A 22,194-nucleotide genomic window follows, 5' to 3' on the forward strand; every position below is an offset into this window, starting at 1 on the left:
CACGACTCCGGGCCTCGTGCGAACCCGCCGGACCGGTGCTGCGCCGGTGAGCCGGGGCGACGGTCGCCGGCCTGCGGGCCCGGTGGTCAGGGCAGTACGGCGGTGGCGTCGACCTCGACCAGGTAGCCCGGGGCAGCCAGGGCGGTGACCCCGATCCAGGTGCTCGGCTGCTGGAGCTGCACGCCCAGCGTCGCGGCCGCCCGCTCGCGCCCGACGACGAACTGCTCCGCCTTCGCCTCGTCGAGGTCCACGATGTACACGGTGACCTTGGCCAGGTCGGCCGCCGTGGCCCCGACCGCGTCGAGCGCCGCGGCGATGTTCAGGTACGCCTGCTCGGCCTGCGCGGCGACGTCGCCCGGTCCCACGAGGTTGCCCTCGGTGTCCCAGGAGACCTGCCCGGCCAGGTAGACGGTGCGCGTGCCGCGGGTGTCGGCGACCTGGTGGTGGACGTCGACCCGGTTGACGCGCTCGGGGTGTACCAGCGTGACGGTCATGGCCGTACTCCTCTCGTCGGGAGACCAAAGCATAACAAAGCAATGCAATGTTATGGGGAGCTGCGTCGTCCGACGAGTCCCGGCACCCCGCAGCCGTGCAGCGGGGTGCCGGGAGCCCGGCGTCAGCCGAGGACGACGTCCGGGTAGAGGGGGTACCCGGCGAGCAGCTCGCCCGCCTGCGTCGCCACCTTCTCGGCGAGTGCCGGGTCGAGCCGGTAGCGGGCGGGCGAGCGCGTGCCGTCGTCGGCGGTGCCCGGCTCGGTGGCGTCCAGCACGGTGTGGATGAGCTCGGCGATGCGGTCCATGTCGTCGGTCGTCAGCCCGCGGGTGGTGAGCGCCGGGGTGCCGATCCGGATGCCCGAGGTGTACCAGGGGCCGTTGGGGTCCGACGGGATCGAGTTGCGGTTGGTGACGATGCCGGCGTCCAGCAACGCCTGCTCGGCCTGCCGCCCGGTCAGCCCGTACCCGCCCACGTCGATCAGGACGAGATGGTTGTCGGTCCCGCCGGTGACCAGCGTCGCGCCGCGCCGGCTGAGTCCCTCGGCGATCGCGGCCGCGTTCGCCAGCACCCGGGCCCCGTAGTCGCGGAACTCCGGGCGCCGGGCCTCGGCGAGCGCGACCGCCTTGGCCGCCATGACGTGCGGCATCGGGCCCCCGAGCACCATCGGGCAGCCCCGGTCGACATAGGGCGCCAGCTCGGCGTCGCACAGGACCATCCCGCCGCGCGGGCCGCGCAGGGACTTGTGCGTGGTGGTGGTGACGATGTGCGCGTGCCGCACCGGATCGAAGTCACCGCTGAACTGGCCGCTCGCGACTAGGCCGGCGAAGTGCGCCATGTCGACCATGAGGGTGGCGCCGACCTCGTCGGCGATCTCCCGCAGGACGCGGAAGTCGACCTTGCGCGGGTACGCCGAGTACCCGCCGAGGATGATCAGCGGCTCGACCTCGTGCGCGGTGCGCCGCAGCGCGTCGTAGTCGATCAGCCCGGTCGCCGGGTCGGTGCCGTAGCTGTAGAGGTCGAACAGCTTGCCGGAGATGTTCGAGCGGGCGCCGTGGGTGAGGTGGCCGCCGGCGTCCAGCGACATCCCGAGCATCCGCTGGTTGCCCAGCTCGTGGCGCAGCGCCTGCCAGTCCTCGTCGCCGAGCTTGTCGACGTGCCGGACGCCGACGCCGGTCAGCGCCGGCGCCTCGACCCGCTGGGCCAGCACCGCCCAGAAGGCGACCAGGTTGGCGTCGATGCCGGAGTGCGGCTGGACGTAGGCGTGCTCGGCCCCGAACAGCGCCCTGGCGTGCTCGGCCGCGATGCCCTCGACCGTGTCGACGTTGCGGCAGCCGGCGTAGAAGCGGTGGCCGACGGTGCCCTCGGCGTACTTGTCGCTGAGCCAGTTGCCCATGGCGAGCAGGACGGCGGGCGAGGCGTAGTTCTCGCTGGCGATGAGCTTGAGCGACGCGCGCTGGTCGGTCAGCTCGGCCGCGATGGCGGTGGCGATCCGTGGTTCGACGTCACCGATGACCTCGAGCGCGGCGTTGACGGCGACGGACTGGGGATGGGACGAGGGCACCGGGCCTCCTGTACGACGGCGGAGAAGGCCCAGGCGCGCGGCACACGTGCTCGGTGAGGTCGCTCCCCGATGGTTGTCCATCTGTATGCGCCAGTCACGACCTGCGTGAACGCTAGCAGACCGATATCGGCCGGCCGGGTCGCTGCGGCGGCGGTACGGTCGCCGCGTGCTGCCCGTCGTCTGGGTGCTCGGGACCTCGGGGGTGGGGAAGTCCACCGCGGGGTACCGGATGCTGTCCGAGCTGGCTGCGCGTGGGGTCACGGCCGCGTTCGTGGACGCCGACCAGCTCCGGCTCGCCCGCGGTGTGGCCGCCTCGGAGACCGAGCTGATCGCCTCCTCGATGCCCGCCCTGAGCGACGGGTACCGCGCGCAGGGCGCCCGCGTGCTGGTCGTCGCCGGGCTCGCCGACGACCGCGACCATCTGTCCCGACTGCTGCCGGGCGTACCCCGCGAACGCGTGCTGGCGGTGTGGCTGGAGGCGGACGACGACGCCGTCCGGGAGCGGATACGACGTCGCGGGTGGCTGGTCCATCTCGCCGACGACGCCGTGGCCCACGCCGCGCGGATCGATCCCGCGGTGGCCGATCTGCGGCTGGACACGACCGGCCTGACCCCGGCGGAGGTCGCAGCGCGGATCACGGGTCCGGCACTCGCACACCTGGAGATCGCCTCCGGGCACCACGGCACCCGTCCGGTGCACGGCGCGACCGCGGTTCCGCGACGGGTCGTCCTGGTCACCGGACCGGGTGGTGCCGGGGTGTCGACCATCGGCTACCAGGTCGTCGCCCGCCTGGCACGGGCCGGCGAGCCGGTGGGGTACCTCGATGCGCATCAGCTCCGTTTCCTCGGGACCAGCGTCGGCGATGACCGGCTCGCTGGGCTGCGCGCCCGGAACGTCCGCGCGGTCGCGGGAGGTCTCGTCCGGGGCGGTGCCCGGACCGTCGTGGTCGGCGGGGACGTTCCTACGGTGCGCCGGCTCGGCGTCGTCCGGGGTGCGGAGCAGGTACGGCTGTTCTGGCTGCACGCGTCCCCCGATGCGCTCGCCGAACGCGTCACGTCGCGGGCCGGGGGTGGCGGTCCGCCCGTTGCGGGTGACCGCCGACTCGGGCTCACCGGCCGGGCGCTGGCCGACGCGATCGCCGCGGCGGTGCGGGAGAGCGGGTGTGCGCGGCCGTCGGGTGCCGAGGTCGTGGACACCACGGGTCGGGACCCTGCGCAGGTCGCGGAAGCCATCGTGGCGTCGTTGTCCGCGCAGCCTCGGTGAGCGCGGGATCAGCCCGCGGACCACCCCCGCAGGCGCGGGGACAGCACTTCCTGACCAGCGAGGACGCAGCGCCGCCGAGCATTCCGGCATGGACTTCGACGCCCTGACGGAGCGCCGAGGACGAGGCCAGAGGGCCCCGCACCCGCCGACGCATCACTGCGCAGACGCCGGACCGTTCCGCGGAACGCCACACCGGGAGGAGCACCGCTCCCCGCAGGAGGTCGACGGCCCCGGACGAGGCCGGGAGACGTACGACTCCCGAGATCCGGTGCGCCCCCGGGAACCGGATGCGGCGATCGCCCGGCCGTCGCACGGCGGGGTCAGGCGTTGCGCAGCCCGAACATGCTGATAAACCGGGACCGGTAGACCAGGGTGTCGTCGGTGGTGCGGGTCATCGTCCCGCGCAGGGTGACCAGGCCCAGCCCGGGGCGGCTGCGCGACACCCGCGCGTCGACGACCTCCATCGTCCCGCGCAGCTCGTCGCCCGCGAACACCGGCGCCGGCCAGGCGATCTCGTCGCCGCCGGGCGAGCCGAGCGCGGTCGAGCGGCTCAGGACGTTGTCGGTGTAGGCGCGCATCCACAGCCCGGCGGTGAACCAGCCGGACGCGGCGAGCGCGCCGAACACCGAGGCCTTCGCCGCCTCCGGGTCGACGTGGAACGGCTGCGGGTCGAAGCGCCGGGCGAAGGCCAGCATCTCGTCGTGGTCGACCACCGTGGTGCCGAGGTCGAACACCGCGCCCGGGGCCATGTCCTCGTAGGCGAGCTCAGCCACCGAAGATCTCCAGCACCCGGTCGTGCAGCAGGCCGTTGCTGGTCAGGCCGTTGCCACCGGAGTGGGTGGGCGCTCCGGCGAGATCGGTCAACCGCCCACCGGCCTCCCGCACGACGACGGCCGGCGCGGCCAGGTCCCACGGGTTCGCGGCCGGCTCGACCGCGACGTCGATCACGCCCTCCGCGACGAGCACGTGGTGCCAGAAGTCGCCGAACGCGCGGGACTCCCAGCACGCCTCGGTGAGGGCGAGCCAGCCGTCGCGCCGGTCGCCCTCGGTGCGGAAGACGTCGGTGTCGGTGGTCGAGACGTAGGCGTCGTCCAGGTCCGCGACGCCGGACACGGCGATCCGCCGCGGCGTCCCGGACGGCAGGTCGCGCGCCCACGAACCGGCTCCGGCCGAGCCCCACCAGCGGCGGTGCAGGGCCGGGGCGCTCACCACCCCGACCGCCGGGACGTCGTCGACGACGAGCGCGATCAGCGTCGCCCAGGCCGGGACGCCGCGGGAGAAGTTCTTGGTGCTGTCGATCGGGTCGATCACCCAGACCCGCCCGGCGCCCGCCGAGCCGCCCCGCTCCTCGCCGAGGATCGCGTCCCGCGGACGCTCGTGGCCCAGCGCTGCGCGGACGGCGTCCTCGGCGGCGGTGTCGGCGTCGGTCACCGGGGTGCGGTCCGGCTTGCGGCTCACCCGCAGGTCGGCGGCCCGGAAGCGGGGCAGGGTGATCGCGTCGGCGAGGTCGGCGAGCCGCAGCGCGAGGTCGAGGTCCCCCGCGCCGGCCACCGGGTTCTGGTCGGGGCGCACGGTGGCCGAGCATGCCAGCCCGCTCCCGGACGGCGCCCGGCGCCCGGCGTCCTATGCTGGTGCCGATGACGACCGTGGTGCTGGCCGAGGACGATGCGGCGATCGCCGAGCCGCTGTCCCGTGCGCTGCAACGCGAGGGATACGACGTGGAGGTCGTCGGCGACGGCGTCGGCGCGCTGGAGCGCGTCACCTCCGAGCAGGTGGACCTGCTCGTCCTCGACCTCGGGCTGCCGGGCATGGACGGCCTGGAGGTGTGCCGGCGGGTCCGGGCGACGCAGGCCGACCTGCCGGTGCTGATGCTGACCGCGCGGACCGACGAGGTCGACTTCGTCGTCGGGCTCGACGCCGGCGCCGACGACTACGTCTCCAAGCCGTTCCGGCTCGCCGAGCTGCTCGCCAGGGTGCGGGCGCTGCTGCGCCGCCGGACCACCGACGTCGTCGACGTCGGTGGGCTGCGGATGGAGCTGTCCGGGCGCCGGGTGCTGCTCGACGGCGCGGAGATCACCCTGGCCAACAAGGAGTTCGAGCTGCTGCGGGTGCTGATGACGCACGCCGGGCAGGTGGTCACCCGCGAGGAGATCCTGCACGCGGTGTGGGGCGACGCCGACATGAAGTCGTCGAAGACGCTGGACATGCACATGTCCTGGCTGCGGCGCAAGATCGGCGGCGAGAAGCGGATCGCCACCGTCCGCGGCGTCGGGTTCCGCTACAACCACGACTGATGCGCCGGCGCATCCTGCTCTCGACGCTGCTGACGGTGGCGGTCACGGCCCTGTTCCTCGGCGGTCCGCTGGCGCTGGCGACCTGGCAGCTCGTCGAGGACTTCACCCGGGCCGAGCTGACCCAGCGCCTCGAGCAGGTGACCGACACCCTGGAGGACTCCGGGACGGGCCCGCAGACCAGGGGGCTGGTGGAGGCGGCGATCCCGCCGAACAGCCGGGTCACCGTGCTGACCCCGGACGCGCCGCCGGTCGGGTACGGGGCGGCGACCGTCGAGGACCCGGTCAGCGAGCAGCTGCCGTTCGGGCCCGGCGGATCGATCGAGCTGGCCCAGCCGACCGCCGTCATGCGGTCGCAGCAGACGCAGGTGGTGCTCGTCGTCGTGCTGCTGGTGGGGTTCTCGGTGACGGTGGGCGCCGGGGTCGCCATCTACACGGCCAGCCGGCTGTCGGACCCGCTGCGTGAGCTCGCGGCCCGGGCGGCGCGGCTCGGCGCCGGGGACTTCCGCCGCGCACCGGCCCGCTACGACATCGCCGAGCTGGACCGGGTCTCGGAGGTGCTCGACTCCTCGGCGAGTGCGCTGTCGCAGCTGCTGCAGCGCGAGCGGTCGCTCGTCGGGGACGTGTCGCACCAGCTGCGCAGCCGGATCACCGCCCTGCAGCTGCGGCTCGACGAGCTGTCCACCCACCCGGACCCGGACGCCCGCCGCGAGGCGCTGGCCGCGCTCGAACAGACCGAGCGGCTCACCGCCGTGCTCGACGACCTGCTGCAGTCCGCCCGTGCCGCGCGGGCGGTGGGGGCCGAGCCGGTCGATCTCGCGGAGGCGCTCGCCGACGTCGCGGGGGAGTGGCGCGAGCCCCTGACGGCGGCCGGTCGGACGCTGCGGGTCCGGATCCCCGACGGGATGCTCGCCCGGGTCACCGCCGCCCGGCTGCGCGAGGCCGTCGGCGCGCTGGTGGACAACGCCCTGCAGCACGGCGAGGGCACCGTGACGATCGCCGCGCGGACCGGGGACAACGCGTTGCAGGTCGAGGTATCCGACACCGGGCCGGGGGTCCCGGAGGACCTGGTGCCGCACGTGTTCGACCGCGGGATCTCCGCCCAGTCGTCCACCGGTCTCGGGCTGGCGCTGGCCCGGACGCTGATCGAGGCCGACGGCGGCCGCCTGGAGCTGTACCGGGCCCGGCCGCCGGTGTTCCGGCTCTACCTGCCCGCCGCGCGCACCGACGACGTCGCCGCGACCGCCCCGGCGGCCGACCGGTCCGGGCCCCGCTGAACCGGCGGCCGGGGTTCGGGACGGGAGCGGCGATGCCGAACGACAGGGTCTGGGGGCCGGTGCTGCTCCAGGTCGCCGACTCCCTGAAGGACTTCGACCTGGACCCGTCGACGCAGCCGGACGACGAGTTGTACGACGACATCATCTTCGCTGCCGCACACCAGCACTCGGTCGAGAACTTCACCGAGCGCGCCGACCCCGAACTCTCGGATGTCGCAGAGCTGGTGGACCGGCGGCTCGGCTCGGGGTGGCTCGCCGGTGCATCTCTGCGGTCGCCGCAGTCGAAGTTCTCCGAACCCACCGAGCTGCGTCCCGTGCGCGTGTCGAACCCGAGCGGATCCTGGGCGGCGGTCGACAAGCCGGAGGGGGCCTTCTGGACGTCGTCTTTCCTGCCCGGTCTCCGGAGCGCGTGGGAGAGGCTCGAGGCCGGCGAGTTCTCCCAGCACGACAGGCCGCTGATGCGCTTCGACTTCGCCCTGGGCCCGGACGACGAGGTGTGGACCATCCGGGACGTCGACGACTACGCCGAGCTGGTGCGGCGTCACCCGCGCCGGGTGACCCGGGACACCGTGGGCATCGACTGGGCGGCGCTGCGCCACGATGTCACCGCCGTGACGCTCAGTGCCGCCGGGCTCGCGCGGGCCCAGAACGTCCGGGTCGCGACCCCCTACGGTGTCGCGCAGCTGTCGGGCTGGGACGCCGAGTCCACGGCGTGGCTCCGCCTCCCGGCGTCGGCGAGCCTGACGGCGATGCCCGTCCGGGCCCGGTGAGCGCGAGTCCCACCGGTGGGTCAGCCGGGGAGGTCGAACTCGCCCGCCTTGGCGCCGTGCAGGAAGGCCGACCACTCGTCCGGGGTGAATCGGAGGGTGGCGGCGTCGCGGTTCTTGGAGTCGCGGACGAGGACGCCGACACCGTCGATGATGCGGCATTCGACGCACTGGTCGCCGCCTCCGTTGCTGCGGCTGCTCTTGAACCAGCCGGTGTCGGTGGTGTGGGTCGGCATGGTCAGGTCTCCTGTAGCTTCCGGCGGACGAGTTCGATCGTGCCCGTGGGGTCGCGGGCGAGTTCCTGCACTTTCCTGAACGCACGCAACAGCGCCGCCGTGTCGTGCTCGGCGTCGAAGTAGGTGGACGGCCCGTACACGATGGGTGCGAACGCCACGTTCGGTGCCGAGCCGCCGAAGTCGAGCACCGTGATCCCGCCGTTGGGCGCGGGATTGCGCAGGCCACCCGCCCGGACCACCTGCATGGTGATGTTCGGGTACTGGCGGTGCAGGTAGAGGAGGTGTTCCAGCTGGTCGCGGAGCACCCCCGAGTCGTCCCCGTCGAGGTCGAGGGCGCTGTCGGTGAAGACGAACTGCAGGTCCTTCGGCGCCGCCGCTTCGAGGGTCTTGATCTGGCGTTCCCGCCGGAAGGTGATCCGGTTCTCGATCTCGGAGTCCGATGACGTCCAGAAGATCCCGTCGCACGACTGCATGACTGCGCGGATGTATCCCGGTGACTGGAGTGTTCCGGGGATGACCCCGGGCTCGTAGCAGAAGATCGCGGCGGCGTCGGCCTCCAGATCCGCGATGCGCTGGAAGGAGCCGGGCAGCGTGTCGGTGTAGGGATGGCTCTCCCGCTCCCCGCGCCGCTGCCGCTTCCGGGCGCGCACGCCGAGTTCCAGGATCGTGGTGCGCTCGGTCCCGTGGACGCCGAGATGGTCCAGCACCGTCGCGAGCTGCTCGGGGCTCAGCGTCGCGGTGCCGTCCTCGACCTTGCTGATCCGCGAGTCGCTCTGCTCGACGAGTGCGCCCACCTCGGCCTGGGACATGCTCCGGAGCACCCGGTGACGCCGGAGCGCCAGGCCGAGCTGTCGACGCTCCATCGTCTGCCGCGCGCCCATCCGGTGTCCTTCCTCCGCGTGCACGCACCACCAGGAACCCGGTCGCCCGGCGTGTCAACGTGCGACGGCGCCGGCCACCCGATCGAAGGAGTGACCAAGAGGAAACTTCTCCCTATGCTTCGGGGAACTTTCCTCTTAGCGACGTGCGTGCCTCGACGAAGTCTAGGTGTTCCGCTCCGTTCGGTCGGGGACGCGGGCGTCGCGACACGACGACATGGAAGGACGCCGGACATGCTCACCCAGCAGGGGATAGCGCTCAGCTCGTTGGTCGACCTGGACGCCTCGTGTTCCCTCCGCCCGGAGCTGCACGACGACGAGCTCCACCTGGAGTTCGGATCACGCACCGGCTCGCTGAGCCTGGCCGTCACCGAGCAGATGGTGGACCGCCTCCTCACGATCTTCGCCGAGGCGAAAGCCCATTTCGGGCACACCACCCCGCCGCCCGGTTCCACTCATGGAGCTTCAGCCTGCCCGCACGAGGCCGAAGCTCCATGAGTACATCGGCGCCGGTGCGACGCCCCGAACACCACGTCCGCCCCGTGCGTCCCGTGCGTCCCGAACCGGACAGCACTCATGGAGCTTCAGCCTCGTGACGCCGGGCTGAAGCTCCATGAGTGGGTCACGGGGTGGGCGGGGGCGGGCGTCAGGGGGCGGGGGGTGGGAGGTTCGCCACGCCGCTGCGGTAGGCCTACACCACGGTCTGTACCCGGTCCCGGGCGCCGATCTTCGACATCGCCCGGCCCAGGTGCGATTTGACCGTGCTCAGTTCCACGGTCAGCGTCTCGGCGATCTCGGCGTTGGACATCCCCCGGGCCAGCAGGCGCACGATCTCCGACTCCCGCGGGGTCAGCGGGGTGACCGGTACCGCCGGGAGGTCCTCGGGCGCGGGACGGCGGCGGGCGAACTCCGCGATCACCCGCCGGGTGACGGCGTGGTCGACCAGCCCGTGCCCGTCGGCCAGCCGGCGGACGGCGTGCACCAGGTCGTCCGGTCCGGTGTCCTTGAGGACGAAGCCGCCCGCCCCGGCCTCCAGCGCGCCGAAGACGTACTCGTCGAGGTCGAACGTGGTCACGACGAGCACGGCGGGCACCGGCGCCGGCCCGGCGACGATCTCCCGGGTCGCGGCGAGGCCGTTGCCGCCGGGCATCCGGACGTCCATGCAGACCACGTCCGGCGCCAGCTCGCGGGCCAGCCGCACCGCGCCGGGCCCGTCCACCGCCTCGCCGACCACCTCGATGTCCCCGGCCAGCTCCAGGAACACCCGGAACCCGGCCCGGACGACCGACTGGTCGTCGGCCAGCACCACCCTGATCACGTCGGATCCCCTTCCGTCCCCGGTTCCAGCGGTACCACCAGCCGGACCTCCCAGCCGCCGTCGGCGGCCGGACCGGCCGAGAACTCGGCGCCGACCAGGTGTGCGCGCTCGCGCATCCCGACCAGGCCGAAGCCGCGGTCGCCGTCGGCGGTGCCGTCGGGTCGTGGCGCCAGGGCGGGACCGTTGCGGATCTCGACCGTCACGTGGGCGGCGGTCGAGGTCACGACGACCCGCACCGGCGCGCCCGGCGCGTGCTCGCGGGCGTTGGCCAGCGCCTCCTGGACGACCCGGTGGCAGGTGACGTCGGCGATCGGCGCCGGTTCGGCCGGTGGCCCGTGCCGCTGGAGGACGACCGGCGCCCCGAGCGCCGCGGCCCGCTCCACGAGCCGGTCCAGATCGGCGAGGCCGGGCACCGGGGCGTCCGTCTCGGGGCCGTCGCCCGGGCCGGGCTCGCGCAGCGTCCCGACGACCGTCCGCAGGTCGCGCAGCGTGCGCCGGCCCTGGGCGCGCAGCTCCGCCGCGGTCCGCCGGGCCGTCGCCGGGTCCCGCTCGACGAGCTGCTCGACCACCCCGGCCTGCACGACCATCCCGGAGAGGTGGTGCGCGGCGATGTCGTGCAGCTCGCGGGCCATCCGGGTGCGCTCCCGCCGGACGGCGGCGTCGGCCCGGCTCTGCTGGGCGGCGACCACCTCGGCGGCCCGGACCCGGACCAGCTCGGCGTAGCGGCGCCGGGTCGCGACCGACCCGCCGACGAGCGCGCCGCCGACGAGCGCCACCGCCGCGGACACCACGTCGCTCAGCAGGACGACCACCGGCCAGCTGCCCGCGATCGTCATGGCGGCCAGCACCCCGGCGATCTCCGCGACGCCGGCCGCGGCGACGAGCACCGCGACCCGGCGGACGGGCAGCAGCGTCGCGCAGGTGTAGGCGGCGATCGCCGTCGCGATGCCGCGCACCGTCAGGTCCGACGGCAGCAGCAGCGGCAGCGCCGTCTGCACCGCCGCGACCAGCAGCAGGCAAGTGGCCGGGGCGATCCGGCGCACGGCCAGCAGCAGCGACTGGAGCACCGCCAGCGCGGTCGCGGTCGCCCCGACGGTCACCGGCAGCGCCTCGGTGACCGTCCGGATCAGCGCCGCCGTGACGGCGGCCAGCACGACGGCGAGTGCGACGTCGCGGCGGAGCGGTCCGGTCAGCCCGCACGCCGTCAGCACGCGGTCGAACCGCGCGGAGAACGGGTGTGTGGTCATGGCGCCGCCGATCGTAGGGGTGGTCAGTAGCCCAGGTCGGGCGAGAGCAGCCCGAACGCCAGCGCCACCCAGGCGACACCGACGAGACCCAGCAGCATCAGCACCCGCCCGGCCAGGCGCGCGCGGCCGACCCCCGCCCGGAACCCGGTGACCAGCGCGACGGCGGCGGCGAGCACCCCGCCGGTCGCGACCCACTGCGCGGCCAGGACCGCGTACAGCAGTGGGCGGGGCGGATCGGCGAGGCCCATGACGGCGAGCACCGTCGCGCTCCAGGCCGCGGCGGCCAGCACGGCGCACCCCGTGGCGAGCCGGGTGAGCCCGATCGCCGCCCGGTCCGCGCGACCGGTGCCCGCCGCTGCGACCCCGTAGCGCCGCCGGGCGAGTGCCCCGACCGGCCAGGCGGCCAGCCCGGCGACCAGCGCGACGAGCGCGCCGACCAGCACCGGCAGCACGATCGCGGCGTCCCGGAGCGGGGCGGCCCGCAGCAGCGTGAACGCGGACTCGGCGCCGATCGCGGTGACCCGGTCGCCGTCGTGGCGTGCCGCCAGCACCTGCTCGCCACCGATCTCCTGCCACACCCACGGCCGGATCTCCCGGTACGCGGTGGGCCCGGCCCGCCCGACCCCCGGCGAGGAGATCAGCGTGCCGTCCGGGCCGGGGGTCACCGTGACCTGGCCGAGGAGGTTCGCCGCACCGACGAACGTGCTGAACGAGGCCCGCGCGCTCTCGTAGCGGCCCGCGGCGGCGGCGACCCGCTCCTCCGCACCCGGTGCGGGCTCCTGCGGTGCGGCCCGCTCCGGGCCCGGCACGTACCGGTCGGTGAACCCGTCGAGCACGGCGTTGCGGAGCTGCGAGCTGGCCAGGCCGTCGTTGCCGTTGCCGTTCATCGCGACGACGACGCCGATCCGCTCGCCCGGGTGGATCTGCATGAGGGCGTGGAACGCGGCGGTGTCCCCGCCGTGCCCCAGCATCGTCCGGCCACCCCGGCTCTCGTCGAACAGGCCGAGTGCCATCCGCGGCCCCTCGGCGAGCCCGCCCAGGCTGTCCGCGTCCAGGGCCGGGCGGCTGCATCAGCGCGAGCGTCTCCGGCGCCAGCAGCGGTGTCCCCGTCCCGAGCAGCGACGACGCCAGCCGGGCCACGTCGGTCACCGGCGCGGTGAGCGCCCCGGCCGGCTGGTCGAGGAAGCCCTCGAACCCGACCGGCGGGGTCCCGGCGACGGCGAAACCGTCCGCCACCCGGCCGGCCAGCGGGGGCGGCAGCGGCTGCGCGAACGTCGACGACGTCATCCCCGCCCGGTCCAGCACCGACTCCCGGACGTACTGCTCGAAGGGCAGGCCGGTGACCCGCTCGACGACGTACCCGGCCAGCGAGTACCCGTAGTTGGAGTAGGCCGGGGTGGTGCCGGGCGCGAAGACCTGCTCCGGCGGGTCGGCGGCCACGGCGTCGTGCAGCGTCCCCGGCTGCTCGTCCAGCACGATCAGCCCGCGGATCCGCTCCTCGAACCCGGCGGTGTGGCTGAGCAGGTGCCGCACGGTCACCGGCTGCTCGAACCGCAGCGGGAGCGGGAAGTCCAGGTACCGCCGGACGTCGGCGTCGAGGTCGATCCGTCCCTGCTCCACCTGCTGCAGGACGGCGACGGCGGTCGCGACCTTGGAGATCGACCCGAGCCGGAACAGGGTGTCCGCCGGGTCGACCGGCCGGCCGCCGGCGTCCGCGACCCCGTACCCGCGGGCCGCGACCACCTCCCCGTCGCGGACGACCGCGACCGCGGCGCCGGGGATCTGCGTCCGGTCCAGGGCGGCCGGGACCATGCCGTCCAGCCAGGCCCCGACGTCGGCGGGGGTGAGCGGGGCGGTGGTGGCCGGCGGCGGCTCGGCCGGGGTGACGGGTACGGCACCCGCACAGCCGGCCAGCACCGGGAGCGCCACCGCGCAGAGGGCGACGGCGAGCAGCCGTGCCGGGCGGGGAATCCTCATGCCACGAGCCTGTCCGCCCCGGCCGCCGGGCACATCGGGCCTGCGACCGCACTCCGGTCTCCGACCTCCGGAGGAGGACGGGCGCTACGCGGGTGGGGTCTGGCGGCGCACGAACTGGTCCGGCCAGACGAACCGGCGGAACGCCCACCAGCGGAACGCCATGCCCACCAGGGTGCCGACGATCTGCCCGGCGACGAAGTCCGCGAACTCCTGGGTCACCAGCGAGACGAGCGGTTCCTGCAGCTCGAAGACGTAGCGCGAGACCCACAGCGGGGCGGAGTAGACCCCGACCCCGATCCCGCTGATCACGAAGAACAGCAGCGCCTCGTGGTGGCGCTCCCGGCCGCCCCTGGTCCGGAACGACCACTCGCGGTTGAGCACGTAGGACACGATCGTCGCCACCAGTACCGCGACGACCTTGGCGGTGACCGGCTTGCTGTCCAGCACCAGGGTCTTCAGCAGCAGGAACACCGCGGTGTCGATGATCCACGTGGTGCCGCCCACCATCAGGAACTTGATCAGTTCCCGGTGCTTGATGGCCTTGTCACGGTACGGCTGGGGGATTCGCCTCAGCGTCGCCTCCACCACCGTCACTCCGTCGATCGTGCCAGATTAGGCTCTCCGTCCTGTGGACAGGGTTGAGGCGACTGAGGCGACGGCGACCGGGCTGCCCGTCGTCGGCATGGTCGGTGGCGGCCAGCTCGCCAGGATGACGGCGCAGGCCGGGGTCGCGATGGGGCAGACGCTGCGCGTACTGGCCGCGGCCCGGACGGATCCGGCGGCCCGCGTGACGCCGGACGTCGTCCTCGGCGACCCGGACGACGGCGGTGCGCTCCGTGAGCTCGCCACCGGCTGCTCCGCGGTGACGTTCGACCACGAGGGCGTGCCGCAGGAGGTGCTGGCCCCGCTGGCCGCGGCCGGGGTGCCGCTGCGCCCGTCGCCCGAGGCGCTGGTGCACGCCCAGGACAAGCTGGTGATGCGCCGCCGGCTCGCCGCGCTCGGGCTGCCGGTACCCGCGTTCACCGGGATCACGGGCCCGGAGCAGGTCGCGGAGTTCGGCGCGGCGCAGGGCTGGCCGGTCGTGCTCAAGGCGGTCCGCGGCGGCTACGACGGCCGCGGGGTGTGGTTCCTGCGCGACGGCGGCCCGGAGACCGGTGCGCTCGTCGCGGACCTGCTCGCCGCCGGGACGCCGCTCATGGTCGAGTCCGCGGTGCCGATGGTCCGGGAGCTGGCGGCGAGCGTCGCGCGGTCCCCGTTCGGCCAGGCCGCCGCCTGGCCCGTGGTGGAGACCCTGCAGGTCGACGGCCAGTGCGCCCGGGTGACGGCGCCCGCCCCCGGCCTGGACGCCGACGCGGCCGCCCGGATCCAGGGCCTCGCGATCCGGATCGCCGAGGAGCTCGGTGTGACCGGCCTGATGACGGTCGAGCTGTTCGAGACCGCCGACGGCGGGGTCGTCGTCAACGAGCTGGCGATGCGCCCGCACAACTCGGGGCACTGGACCATCGAGGGCTCGGTGACCTCGCAGTTCGCCCAGCACCTGCGGGCGGTGCTCGACTACCCGCTGGGCTCGACGGCGCCGGTCGCGCCGGTCGCCGTCATGGCGAACGTGCTCGGCGCCGCCGAGGAACCCGCCATGTCGATGGACGAGCGGCTGCACCACTGCTTCGCCCGCTTCCCCGACGCGCACGTGCACCTCTACGCCAAGGACGGCCGCCCGGCCCGCAAGATCGGGCACGTGACCGTGCTGGGTTCCGACGAGCCGGCCGTGCGCGAGCGCGCCGAGCTGGCCGCGACCTGGCTCGCCACCGCGACGTGGACCGACGGCTGGTCGGCCCACGGCCCCGCAGACCGCGACCCCCGGGAGGACTCCTGATGGCCGACGCGAGCACACCCCGGGTGGGTGTGGTCATGGGCAGCGACTCCGACTGGCCGGTGATGAGCGCCGCGGGCGCCGCGCTGGACGAGTTCGGCGTGGGGTGGGAGGTGGGCGTCTACTCCGCGCACCGCACCCCGCAGCGGATGCTCGACTACGCGGCCTCGGCCGCCGACCGCGGGCTCCAGGCGATCGTCGCCGGTGCCGGGGGTGCCGCGCACCTGCCCGGGATGGTCGCCGCCGCGACGCCGCTGCCGGTGATCGGCGTCCCGGTGCCGTTGAAGTACCTCGACGGCCTGGACTCGCTGCTGTCGATCGTGCAGATGCCGGCCGGGGTGCCGGTCGCGACCGTCGCCGTGGGCAACGCCCGCAACGCCGGCCTGCTCGCCGTGCGGATCCTCGGCGCCGGCGACGAGTCGCTGCGGGCCGCGATGGTGGCCTACCAGGCCGGTCTGGAACGGACGGTGCTGGACAAGGACGCGGCCCTGCGGGCGACCGCGCGGGGCGAGAACGGGGCCTGAAATTTCCCGTGGCGCCGTCGCCGATCACGTGCGTACGGTGTCGGTACACGGGAGAGGAGGTGGTCCAGCAGATGAGCTATTGGACACGTGAGGTGGCCGTCAGCTAGCACCACGTTCTGCGTCGGCGGGGAGAACCCGTCCGGCGAGACGGTCGTGGAAGCCGGTGTGGTGCCGGCGAATTCCAGACGGTCACCCGTGATCCCCGGGTCCGGGCCACTCAGGTCCGGCGTGCGCACACCGGTGCGGCCCGGGGATCACGCATGTCCGGGGCCGGACGCCCCCTAGGGGATCCCCGACCGGCGTGCCCCACCGCGGTCCGGGTGCCCGCCCCGGTGTGGCGGCGGACACGACTCGCGACGCTCGACGCAGTGGCCGCACCGGCCCGTCGAGGGGGACACCATGCGCGAGATCACCTGGCACCGACCGCTGTTCGTGATGTCCGCCGCGATGGCGGGGCTGGTCGTCGTCGCGGTGGTCGGCACCGTCGTCGACCACCGGATGCTGGCCGGCGCCTCGGTCTGGGCGAAGCCGTTGAAGTTCGGCGTCTCGTTCGCCGTCTACGGCCTGACGCTCGCCGCGCTGCTCCCGATGCTGCCCCGGGCGCGGCGCACGATGTGGTGGCTGGGGACGGCGTTCGCGGTGACCGGGCTCGTCGACGTCGGGTTCATCGCCCTGCAGGCGGCGCGCGGCACGCACAGCCACTTCAACACCGCCTCCGACCCGGTGAACGCGATCGGGCAGCAGATCTTCACCTCCGGGGTGCTGGGGCTGTTCGGCGTCAGCCTGCTGATCTCGGTGCTGCTGCTGTTCCAGCGGGTCGGCGACGCCGCCCTGACCCGGGCCCTGCGCGCCGGGCTGCTCCTCGCGACGGCCGGGATACTCGTCGCGTTCGGGATCGCCGGTTCCGGGCCGGAGCGGACCGTGACCGACGCCTACGGGCGGCCGGTGCCGCTGGCCGGGGCGCGCGGCGTCGGGAACCCGGACGGGTCCGGGATGCCGCTCACGAACTGGAGCACGACCGGTGGTGACCTGCGGGTCCCGCACTTCGTCGGGCTGCACGCGATCCAGGTGCTGGTCCTGGTCGTGCTGGTGCTGGCGGTGCTGGCCCGGCGGGTCGACCGCCTGCGGGACCCCGCGGTGCGGGCCCGGCTCACCGGGGTCGCGGTGCTCGGCGTCACCGGGGTCTTCGCGATCACGACCTGGCAGGCGGTCCGGGGGCAGTCGCTGGTCGCGCCGGACGAGCTGACCGGGACGGCCGCCGGTCTCCTCGCGGCGGTCTGCGTGGGATGGGCCTGGCTGGTGCTGTCCGGCGCGCGCAGCCACACCGGACGGGTGCCCGCGCCCTGACCCGGCCGGGTCCGGAGCCGCCGGACGCCCGAGCGGGCGCGACGGCGCCGGACCGCCCGGTCACCCCGGGTGCCGGTCCCGCTCCAGCGCCTGCGCCGCCCGCTCCAGGCGCCGGGTCACCGACTCCAGGTCGGGCTCGGCCGGCCGGTTCTCCGCCAGCGGCAGCATCGGCGCCACCTTCCGGAAGTGGGCCACCCACGTGGCCAGGTCCGCGGGCCGGGCACCGTCGGCCAGCCAGCGGCGCAGGGCCTGGTTGTGCGCCGCCACGAGCGCCGCCGCCGTCACCGCCGCGACGAGCTCGCCGTCGGTGCGCCCGGTCAGCCGGGCGGTCAGCTCGCGGGTGAACAACCGCCGGTAGTGGTGCACCGAGGCTGCCTCGCGGTCGCGCAGCGCGGGGACCGACCCGACCAGCGCGAACCGGAGCCGGGCGACGTCGGGATCGTCGGTGTAGAGGTCGAAGACCGTCTCCGCGGCACGCAGTACCAGTGACGGCAGCGGCTCGCCGGGATGGGCGTCGTCGAACACCTCGGAGATCCGGGCGAGCCCGCGCTCGTGGTCGGGGGAGAGCGCGTCCTCCTTGCCGTGGAAGTAGCGGAAGAACGTCCGCCGGCCGACCTCGGCGGCGGCGGCGATGTCGTCGACGGTCGTGTCGTCGTAGCCGCGCTCGGTGAACAGCCGCGCCGCGGCGGCGACCAGCCGGCGCCGGACCTCGGCGCGTCCCTCGGCGGAACGCCCCCGACGGGTGCTGGTCGTCATGGCACGGAGGGTAGCAACCGGCGTTGCTGGGTGGCACGGAGTGCCGTTAGCATCGGTCGGTATGAACAGCGACTTCGACAGCTTCCGGCTCAGCGACGAGCACCAGGCCCTGCGCGCCGCGGTGCGGGACCTGGCGGAGTCGAAGATCGCCCCGCACGCGGCGGACGTCGACGAGCAGGCCCGCTACCCGATCGAGGCCCAGGAGGCGCTGACCCGCGCCGGCTTCCACGCGGTGATCGTCCCCGAGGTCTACGGCGGTGAGGGTGCCGACGAGCTCGCCGGCTGCATCGTGATCGAGGAGGTCGCCCGGGTCTGCGCGTCGTCGTCGCTGATCCCCGGGGTGAACGGGCTCGGGCTGACCCCGATCCTGCTCTCCGCGTCCGACGAGCTGAAGAAGCAGGTGCTGCCCTCGGTCGCGTCCGGCGAGGCCATGGTCAGCTACGCCCTCTCCGAGCGCGAGGCGGGCTCGGACGCGGCGTCGATGAAGACCAGGGCCCGCCGCGACGGCGACGAGTGGGTCCTCAACGGCACCAAGTGCTGGATCACCAACGCCGGGCAGTCCACCTGGTACACGGTGATGGCGGTGACCGACCCGGAGAAGAAGGCCAACGGCATCTCCGCGTTCGTGGTGCACGCCGACGACCCCGGCTTCGTGGTCGGGACGAAGGAGCGCAAGCTCGGCATCCACGGCTCACCCACCCGTGAGATCCACTTCGAGAACTGCCGGATCCCGGCCGACCGGATCATCGGCGCCGAGGGCACCGGCTTCAAGACGGCGCTGCGCACGCTGGACCACACGCGTCCGACGATCGGGGCGCAGGCCGTCGGGATCGCCCAGGGCGCCCTGGACGTCGCGACCGGGTACCTCAAGGAGCGCAAGCAGTTCGGCAGACACCTGGCGGAGTTCCAGGGCCTGCAGTTCATGCTCGCGGACATGGCGATGAAGGTCGAGGCCGCCCGGCAGCTCTGCTACGTCGCCGCCTCGCGCGCCGAGCGGGGCGAGCCGGACCTCGGGTTCATCTCCTCGGCCGCCAAGTGCTTCGCCTCGGACACCGCGATGCAGGTGACGACCGACGCCGTGCAGCTGCTCGGCGGGGCCGGGTACACCCGGGACTTCCCGGTCGAGCGGATGATGCGCGACGCGAAGATCACCCAGATCTACGAGGGCACCAACCAGATCCAGCGCATGGTGATGGCGCGCAACCTGCTGAAGTGAGGCGGTCCGCACCGCGGCGCCGGACCGCTACCGTCGCGGGGTGACCGGCGTCCTGGACTGGCTGCTCGACTCCGATCCCGCCCTGCGCTGGCAGGTCGAGCGGGACCTGGCCGGTGCTCCGCCGTCGCGGTGGCGGGCGACCCGGGCCCGGGTCGCGCACGAGGGATGGGGCGCCCGGCTGCTCGCACTCCAGGATCCCGACGGCCGCTGGGCCGGTGGCGCGTACTTCCCGGTCCCGGCCCCGGACGTCCCCGGCCAGGCGTGGACGGCGACCACCTGGTCGCTGACCACGCTGCGGGAGTGGGGCCTGGACCCCGCGGTCCTGCACGCCCGGCGCACCGCCGAGCTGCTCGACGCGACCTGCCGCTGGGAGTACGAGGACCTGCCGTACTGGGACGGCGAGGTCGACTGCTGCATCAACGCCTCGACGCTCGCGAACGGGGTGTGGCTCGGCCGGGACGTCTCCGGGCTCGCCCGGTGGTTCGCCGACCACCGGCTCGACGACGGCGGCTGGAACTGCGAGTGGGTCGAGGGTGCCCGGCGCTCGTCGTTCCACTCGACGCTCAACTCGCTGATCGGGCTGCTCGCCCACGAGACCGCGACCGGCGGCACCCCGGAGACCCGGGAGGCCCGCCGGACCGGGGAGGAGTACCTGCTCACCCGCGAGCTGCTGTACCGCCGCAGCACCGGGGAGCGGGTCGGGCCGTGGGTGGACCGGTTCGCCTATCCGTTCCGCTGGCGCTTCGACGTGCTGCGGGCGACCGACCACTTCCGGCGCGCGCACGCTCTCGACGGTGGTGTGCCGGACCCGCGGCTGGCCGGGGCCGTCGACGTCGTCCGGGCCGCCCGGGGTGCGGACGGCCGGTGGCGCAACGGCGAGCGCGACCCCGGCGCGGTGTGGTTCGAGGTCGACGTCCCCGCCGGTGAACCCTCGCGGTGGCTGACGCTGTACGCCACCCGCGTCCTCACCTGGTGGGACGACCTCAGCTGACCGGACGCCGCCCGATCCGCCGGTCCCGCAGCAGCAGGTACACCGCGAAGCCGGCCTGGACGAGGACGTACCCGATCACGAACGGCAGCATCACCAGCGCCGGGTGCACCGTCCCGGGCACCGGCAGCGGGACCAGCCAGGCGAACAGGACCACCAGCCCGCAGTTGAGCAGGGCCAGCCGGGCGAACCCGGTGCCGTCGCCGTCGGCCTGGCGGCGGGCCAGCTCGAACACCACCACCAGCCGGAACAGCACGCCGACCATGAGCGCGGCGACGATCGGCGCCCCCACGGCGTAGCCCGCGCCCAGCACGCCCAGCACCGGCCCGCCGAGCAGCGCGCCCAGTGCCAGCAGCGGCACGAACACCAGCAGCATCCGGCGCCGGGTGAGCCGGGCCAGCTCGGCCGCGCGGTGCGGCTCCCGCGCCGTCGCGACGGCGAGGGAGTTGGTGAAGAACACCGCCGCGGTGTCGACGACGACCGTGGCCTGCCAGGCGACGAAGAAGACCGCGCCGATCGCGTTGCCCATCCGGAAGTTCGCCAGCAGCGGGATCTGGTTGTAGAGCAGCACCGCGCCGAACTGGGCGATCGCCGTCGGCGCCAGGAAGGCGACCATCGTCCGGCGGCTCGGCAGGTCCCCGGTGCGGTCGGTGTCGGCGGCGGCGAACCGGCGGACGACGACCCAGAGCAGGACGGTCCCCGCCGCCGTCCACAGCACGACCGGGATCGCCCAGGACAGCACCATGCCCTCGGCGGCGAACGCCGCACCGAGCACGCCGAGCAGCACGACCCGGGTGAGCGCGAACGTGCCGCCGCGCCACACCGCGAGCCACGGCCGCCCGGTGGCGACGAGCACGTAGTCGTGCACGACGAACACGCCCCAGCCGGCGCAGGCCAGCACCAGGAGTGCCAGTCCCCAGGCGAACGGCCGGTCGCCGGCGGCGACCTCGGCGACCCGCGGGACGACCAGGCCGTAGACCAGGCCGGCCAGCCCGGACAGCGGCATGACGAGCAGCAGCGTGCCGAACACCAGCCGTACGGACTTCCGCCCGGCGCCCGGGAGCCAGCGCATGATCCCGATACCGAGGTTGAGCTGTGCGGCACCGCCGATCAGCTGCATGGCCGACACGAACTCGGTGGCCCGGCCGACCTCGGCCTGCGGCATCACCCAGGCCGCGATGACGACCCCGAGCAGCCCGGCGACCGAGTTGAACGCCGAGGTCAGCGTGAGGGCGACGGAGTCACCGATCCCGTCACCGCGGCGGCGGGCGGTCGCGGGCGGGGAGGTCATCGCGACGCAACGCTACGGCAGGACGGGCCCCGGGCCGGGCACCGGATCCGGCCGACCGGCGTTCCCGCGCCCGGGCGGGTCAGGCCGGCGGTCCGGCCGGGGCGGGTGCGGGGAGCCGTCCCGGCGCCGACCGGACGACGCGCGCGGCCCGCTCGACCCGCGCGCCGACGTCCGACGGTCCGGTCGCGTCGCTGCTCAGGCCCCGGAGCAGGCCGGAGGCGAAGACGGTGGTGATCTCCTCGACCGTCTGCCGGCCGTCGGGCCGGTACCAGGTCCAGGCGTAGTTGCACATGCCGAAGATCTGCAGCGCGGTCATCTCCGGGTCGTCCACGGTGAGCGCGCCCGCCGTGCGCCCGGCGACCAGCGTGTCGACGACGACGCCGGTGAACCGCTCCCGCTGCCGGTGCACGTACCCGTGCAGCTCGCCGGTCAGGTAGCGGACCAGCTCGCGCAGGCAGGCCAGCGTCGCGGCGCGGTCGTCGCGGTGCGCCACGAGCATCAGGTACATGAGCGCGACCAGCCGGTCCACCGGGTCCGGCAGCTCGGCCAGCACGTGGTCGACCTCGGCGAAGCGGCGGGTGAAGTAGGCGGCGTGCAGCTCGCCCAGCATGCTCTGCTTGTCGCCGAAGTGGTGGACGACGGTGCCCTTGCTCAGCCCGAGCGCCGTCGCGACGTCGGCGATGCTGGTCTCGGCGTAGCCCCGGTCGGCGACCATCTCCGCGAACACCAGCAGGATCGCGTCCCGCGAGCTCGCCCTGGCCACGGGCCGAGCATAACCGCGACGGGTTGCCGACCGCTCGTACGGTCACTTATGTTGACCGTACGAGCGGTCAGTCAGCGTTCAGCCGGTGGTCCGCTCGTCGTCGCGACCCGATGCCGCCGCTCCGATGC

23 protein-coding genes, 1 pseudogene and 1 riboswitch are annotated in these 22,194 nt (G+C 74.1%); of the genes and pseudogenes, 10 read left to right on the forward strand and 14 right to left on the reverse strand.

Annotated features, from left to right (window positions below; all coding sequences use genetic code 11):
• Positions 1-86: 86 nt before the first annotated feature.
• Positions 87-494: a RidA family protein gene (locus tag AFB00_RS15975; RefSeq protein WP_068797903.1), complete on the reverse strand. Its 408-nt coding sequence runs from the start codon at positions 492-494 to the stop codon at positions 87-89.
• Between the two features lie 122 nt (positions 495-616).
• Entirely contained in the window at positions 617-2,056 is a 1,440-nt protein-coding gene (locus AFB00_RS15980) for a glycine hydroxymethyltransferase (RefSeq protein WP_068797904.1), read from the reverse strand.
• A 20-nt stretch (positions 2,057-2,076) separates the two neighbouring features.
• A riboswitch (ZMP/ZTP riboswitch) is annotated at positions 2,077-2,164 on the reverse strand.
• 58 nt (positions 2,165-2,222) lie between these two features.
• Here AFB00_RS15980 and AFB00_RS15985 point away from each other — a divergent pair.
• A complete protein-coding gene (locus tag AFB00_RS15985) occupies positions 2,223-3,320 on the forward strand; it encodes an AAA family ATPase (RefSeq protein WP_068797905.1) in 1,098 nt (365 codons plus the stop codon).
• A 320-nt stretch (positions 3,321-3,640) separates the two neighbouring features.
• On the opposite strand, the gene AFB00_RS15990 is transcribed toward AFB00_RS15985, so the two are convergent.
• On the reverse strand, positions 3,641-4,093 hold the full coding sequence (locus AFB00_RS15990; RefSeq protein WP_156819560.1) for a MaoC family dehydratase: 453 nt from the start codon (positions 4,091-4,093) through the stop codon (positions 3,641-3,643).
• Positions 4,086-4,892, reverse strand: coding sequence for an inositol monophosphatase family protein (locus AFB00_RS15995; protein WP_083275561.1), 807 nt, complete (start codon positions 4,890-4,892; stop codon positions 4,086-4,088). The genes AFB00_RS15990 and AFB00_RS15995 overlap by 8 nt, the downstream gene beginning before the upstream one ends.
• 65 nt (positions 4,893-4,957) lie before the next feature.
• Here AFB00_RS15995 and AFB00_RS16000 point away from each other — a divergent pair, with 65 nt between their 5' ends.
• The 3 genes from AFB00_RS16000 to AFB00_RS16010 are packed head-to-tail and all read left to right on the forward strand — an operon-like array spanning position 4,958 to position 7,658.
• On the forward strand, positions 4,958-5,614 hold the full coding sequence (locus AFB00_RS16000) for a response regulator transcription factor (RefSeq protein ID WP_068800360.1): 657 nt from the start codon (positions 4,958-4,960) through the stop codon (positions 5,612-5,614).
• Positions 5,614-6,888 (forward strand): ATP-binding protein, encoded by a 1,275-nt coding sequence (locus AFB00_RS16005; protein WP_068797906.1) that lies wholly within the window; start codon positions 5,614-5,616, stop codon positions 6,886-6,888. Before AFB00_RS16000 ends, AFB00_RS16005 begins: the two co-directional genes overlap by 1 nt.
• Before the next feature lie 32 nt (positions 6,889-6,920).
• Entirely contained in the window at positions 6,921-7,658 is a 738-nt protein-coding gene (locus AFB00_RS16010; RefSeq protein ID WP_068797907.1) for a hypothetical protein, read from the forward strand.
• 20 nt (positions 7,659-7,678) lie between these two features.
• Here AFB00_RS16010 and AFB00_RS16015 read toward each other — a convergent pair whose 3' ends face one another.
• Together AFB00_RS16015 and AFB00_RS16020 are read right to left on the reverse strand one after the other, a co-directional pair.
• The gene (locus AFB00_RS16015; protein WP_068797908.1) at positions 7,679-7,891 is read right to left on the reverse strand and encodes a DUF397 domain-containing protein; all 213 of its coding nucleotides are present in this window, start codon (positions 7,889-7,891) and stop codon (positions 7,679-7,681) included.
• Positions 7,892-7,893: 2 nt separating this feature from the next.
• Positions 7,894-8,772 (reverse strand): helix-turn-helix domain-containing protein, encoded by an 879-nt coding sequence (locus AFB00_RS16020; RefSeq protein WP_068797909.1) that lies wholly within the window; start codon positions 8,770-8,772, stop codon positions 7,894-7,896.
• Between the two features lie 231 nt (positions 8,773-9,003).
• Between AFB00_RS16020 and AFB00_RS16025 the strand changes: the two genes are divergently transcribed.
• The gene (locus AFB00_RS16025) at positions 9,004-9,267 is read left to right on the forward strand and encodes a hypothetical protein (RefSeq protein WP_068797910.1); all 264 of its coding nucleotides are present in this window, start codon (positions 9,004-9,006) and stop codon (positions 9,265-9,267) included.
• 193 nt (positions 9,268-9,460) lie between these two features.
• Here AFB00_RS16025 and AFB00_RS16030 read toward each other — a convergent pair whose 3' ends face one another.
• The 5 genes and pseudogenes from AFB00_RS16030 to AFB00_RS16045 form a co-directional block, all read right to left on the reverse strand.
• Positions 9,461-10,087: a response regulator transcription factor gene (locus tag AFB00_RS16030; protein WP_068797911.1), complete on the reverse strand. Its 627-nt coding sequence runs from the start codon at positions 10,085-10,087 to the stop codon at positions 9,461-9,463.
• A complete protein-coding gene (locus tag AFB00_RS34895) occupies positions 10,084-11,334 on the reverse strand; it encodes a sensor histidine kinase (RefSeq protein WP_068797912.1) in 1,251 nt (416 codons plus the stop codon). The genes AFB00_RS16030 and AFB00_RS34895 overlap by 4 nt, the downstream gene beginning before the upstream one ends.
• 23 nt (positions 11,335-11,357) lie before the next feature.
• A complete protein-coding gene (locus tag AFB00_RS34900; protein WP_231973953.1) occupies positions 11,358-12,347 on the reverse strand; it encodes a hypothetical protein in 990 nt (329 codons plus the stop codon).
• 91 nt (positions 12,348-12,438) lie between these two features.
• Positions 12,439-13,311: pseudogene (locus AFB00_RS36235) on the reverse strand (serine hydrolase domain-containing protein); the annotation flags it as partial.
• Between the two features lie 84 nt (positions 13,312-13,395).
• Positions 13,396-13,905 carry a GtrA family protein gene (locus tag AFB00_RS16045; RefSeq protein ID WP_068797913.1) on the reverse strand — a complete coding sequence of 170 codons (510 nt, stop codon included), beginning with the start codon at positions 13,903-13,905 and terminating at the stop codon, positions 13,396-13,398.
• Positions 13,906-13,993: 88 nt separating this feature from the next.
• Here AFB00_RS16045 and AFB00_RS16050 point away from each other — a divergent pair, with 88 nt between their 5' ends.
• The 3 genes from AFB00_RS16050 (at position 13,994) to AFB00_RS16060 (ending at position 17,052) form a co-directional block, all read left to right on the forward strand.
• The gene (locus tag AFB00_RS16050; protein WP_083276057.1) at positions 13,994-15,184 is read left to right on the forward strand and encodes a 5-(carboxyamino)imidazole ribonucleotide synthase; all 1,191 of its coding nucleotides are present in this window, start codon (positions 13,994-13,996) and stop codon (positions 15,182-15,184) included.
• Complete coding sequence (gene purE / locus AFB00_RS16055; RefSeq protein WP_068797914.1) at positions 15,184-15,705, forward strand: 5-(carboxyamino)imidazole ribonucleotide mutase; 522 nt, start codon at positions 15,184-15,186, stop codon at positions 15,703-15,705. Before AFB00_RS16050 ends, purE begins: the two co-directional genes overlap by 1 nt.
• A 399-nt stretch (positions 15,706-16,104) precedes the next feature.
• On the forward strand, positions 16,105-17,052 hold the full coding sequence (locus tag AFB00_RS16060) for a hypothetical protein (protein WP_068797915.1): 948 nt from the start codon (positions 16,105-16,107) through the stop codon (positions 17,050-17,052).
• Between the two features lie 60 nt (positions 17,053-17,112).
• On the opposite strand, the gene AFB00_RS16065 is transcribed toward AFB00_RS16060, so the two are convergent.
• Positions 17,113-17,808 (reverse strand): TetR family transcriptional regulator, encoded by a 696-nt coding sequence (locus AFB00_RS16065; protein WP_068797916.1) that lies wholly within the window; start codon positions 17,806-17,808, stop codon positions 17,113-17,115.
• A gap of 61 nt (positions 17,809-17,869) precedes the next feature.
• On the opposite strand from AFB00_RS16065, the gene AFB00_RS16070 reads away from it, so the two are divergent.
• Positions 17,870-19,024, forward strand: a complete 1,155-nt coding sequence (locus AFB00_RS16070) for an acyl-CoA dehydrogenase family protein (RefSeq protein WP_068797917.1) — start codon at positions 17,870-17,872, stop codon at positions 19,022-19,024.
• Positions 19,025-19,064: 40 nt separating this feature from the next.
• Entirely contained in the window at positions 19,065-20,015 is a 951-nt protein-coding gene (locus AFB00_RS16075) for a squalene cyclase (protein ID WP_068797918.1), read from the forward strand.
• On the opposite strand, the gene AFB00_RS16080 is transcribed toward AFB00_RS16075, so the two are convergent.
• The gene (locus AFB00_RS16080) at positions 20,008-21,303 is read right to left on the reverse strand and encodes a lipopolysaccharide biosynthesis protein (protein WP_068797919.1); all 1,296 of its coding nucleotides are present in this window, start codon (positions 21,301-21,303) and stop codon (positions 20,008-20,010) included. The two genes, AFB00_RS16075 and AFB00_RS16080, sit on opposite strands and share 8 nt — an antisense overlap.
• A 79-nt stretch (positions 21,304-21,382) precedes the next feature.
• Positions 21,383-22,066, reverse strand: coding sequence for a TetR/AcrR family transcriptional regulator (locus AFB00_RS16085; protein ID WP_068797920.1), 684 nt, complete (start codon positions 22,064-22,066; stop codon positions 21,383-21,385).
• Between the last annotated feature and the right edge of the window lie 128 nt (positions 22,067-22,194).

Source organism: Pseudonocardia sp. HH130630-07, assembly GCF_001698125.1.
Classification (GTDB): Bacteria; Actinomycetota; Actinomycetes; order Mycobacteriales; family Pseudonocardiaceae; genus Pseudonocardia.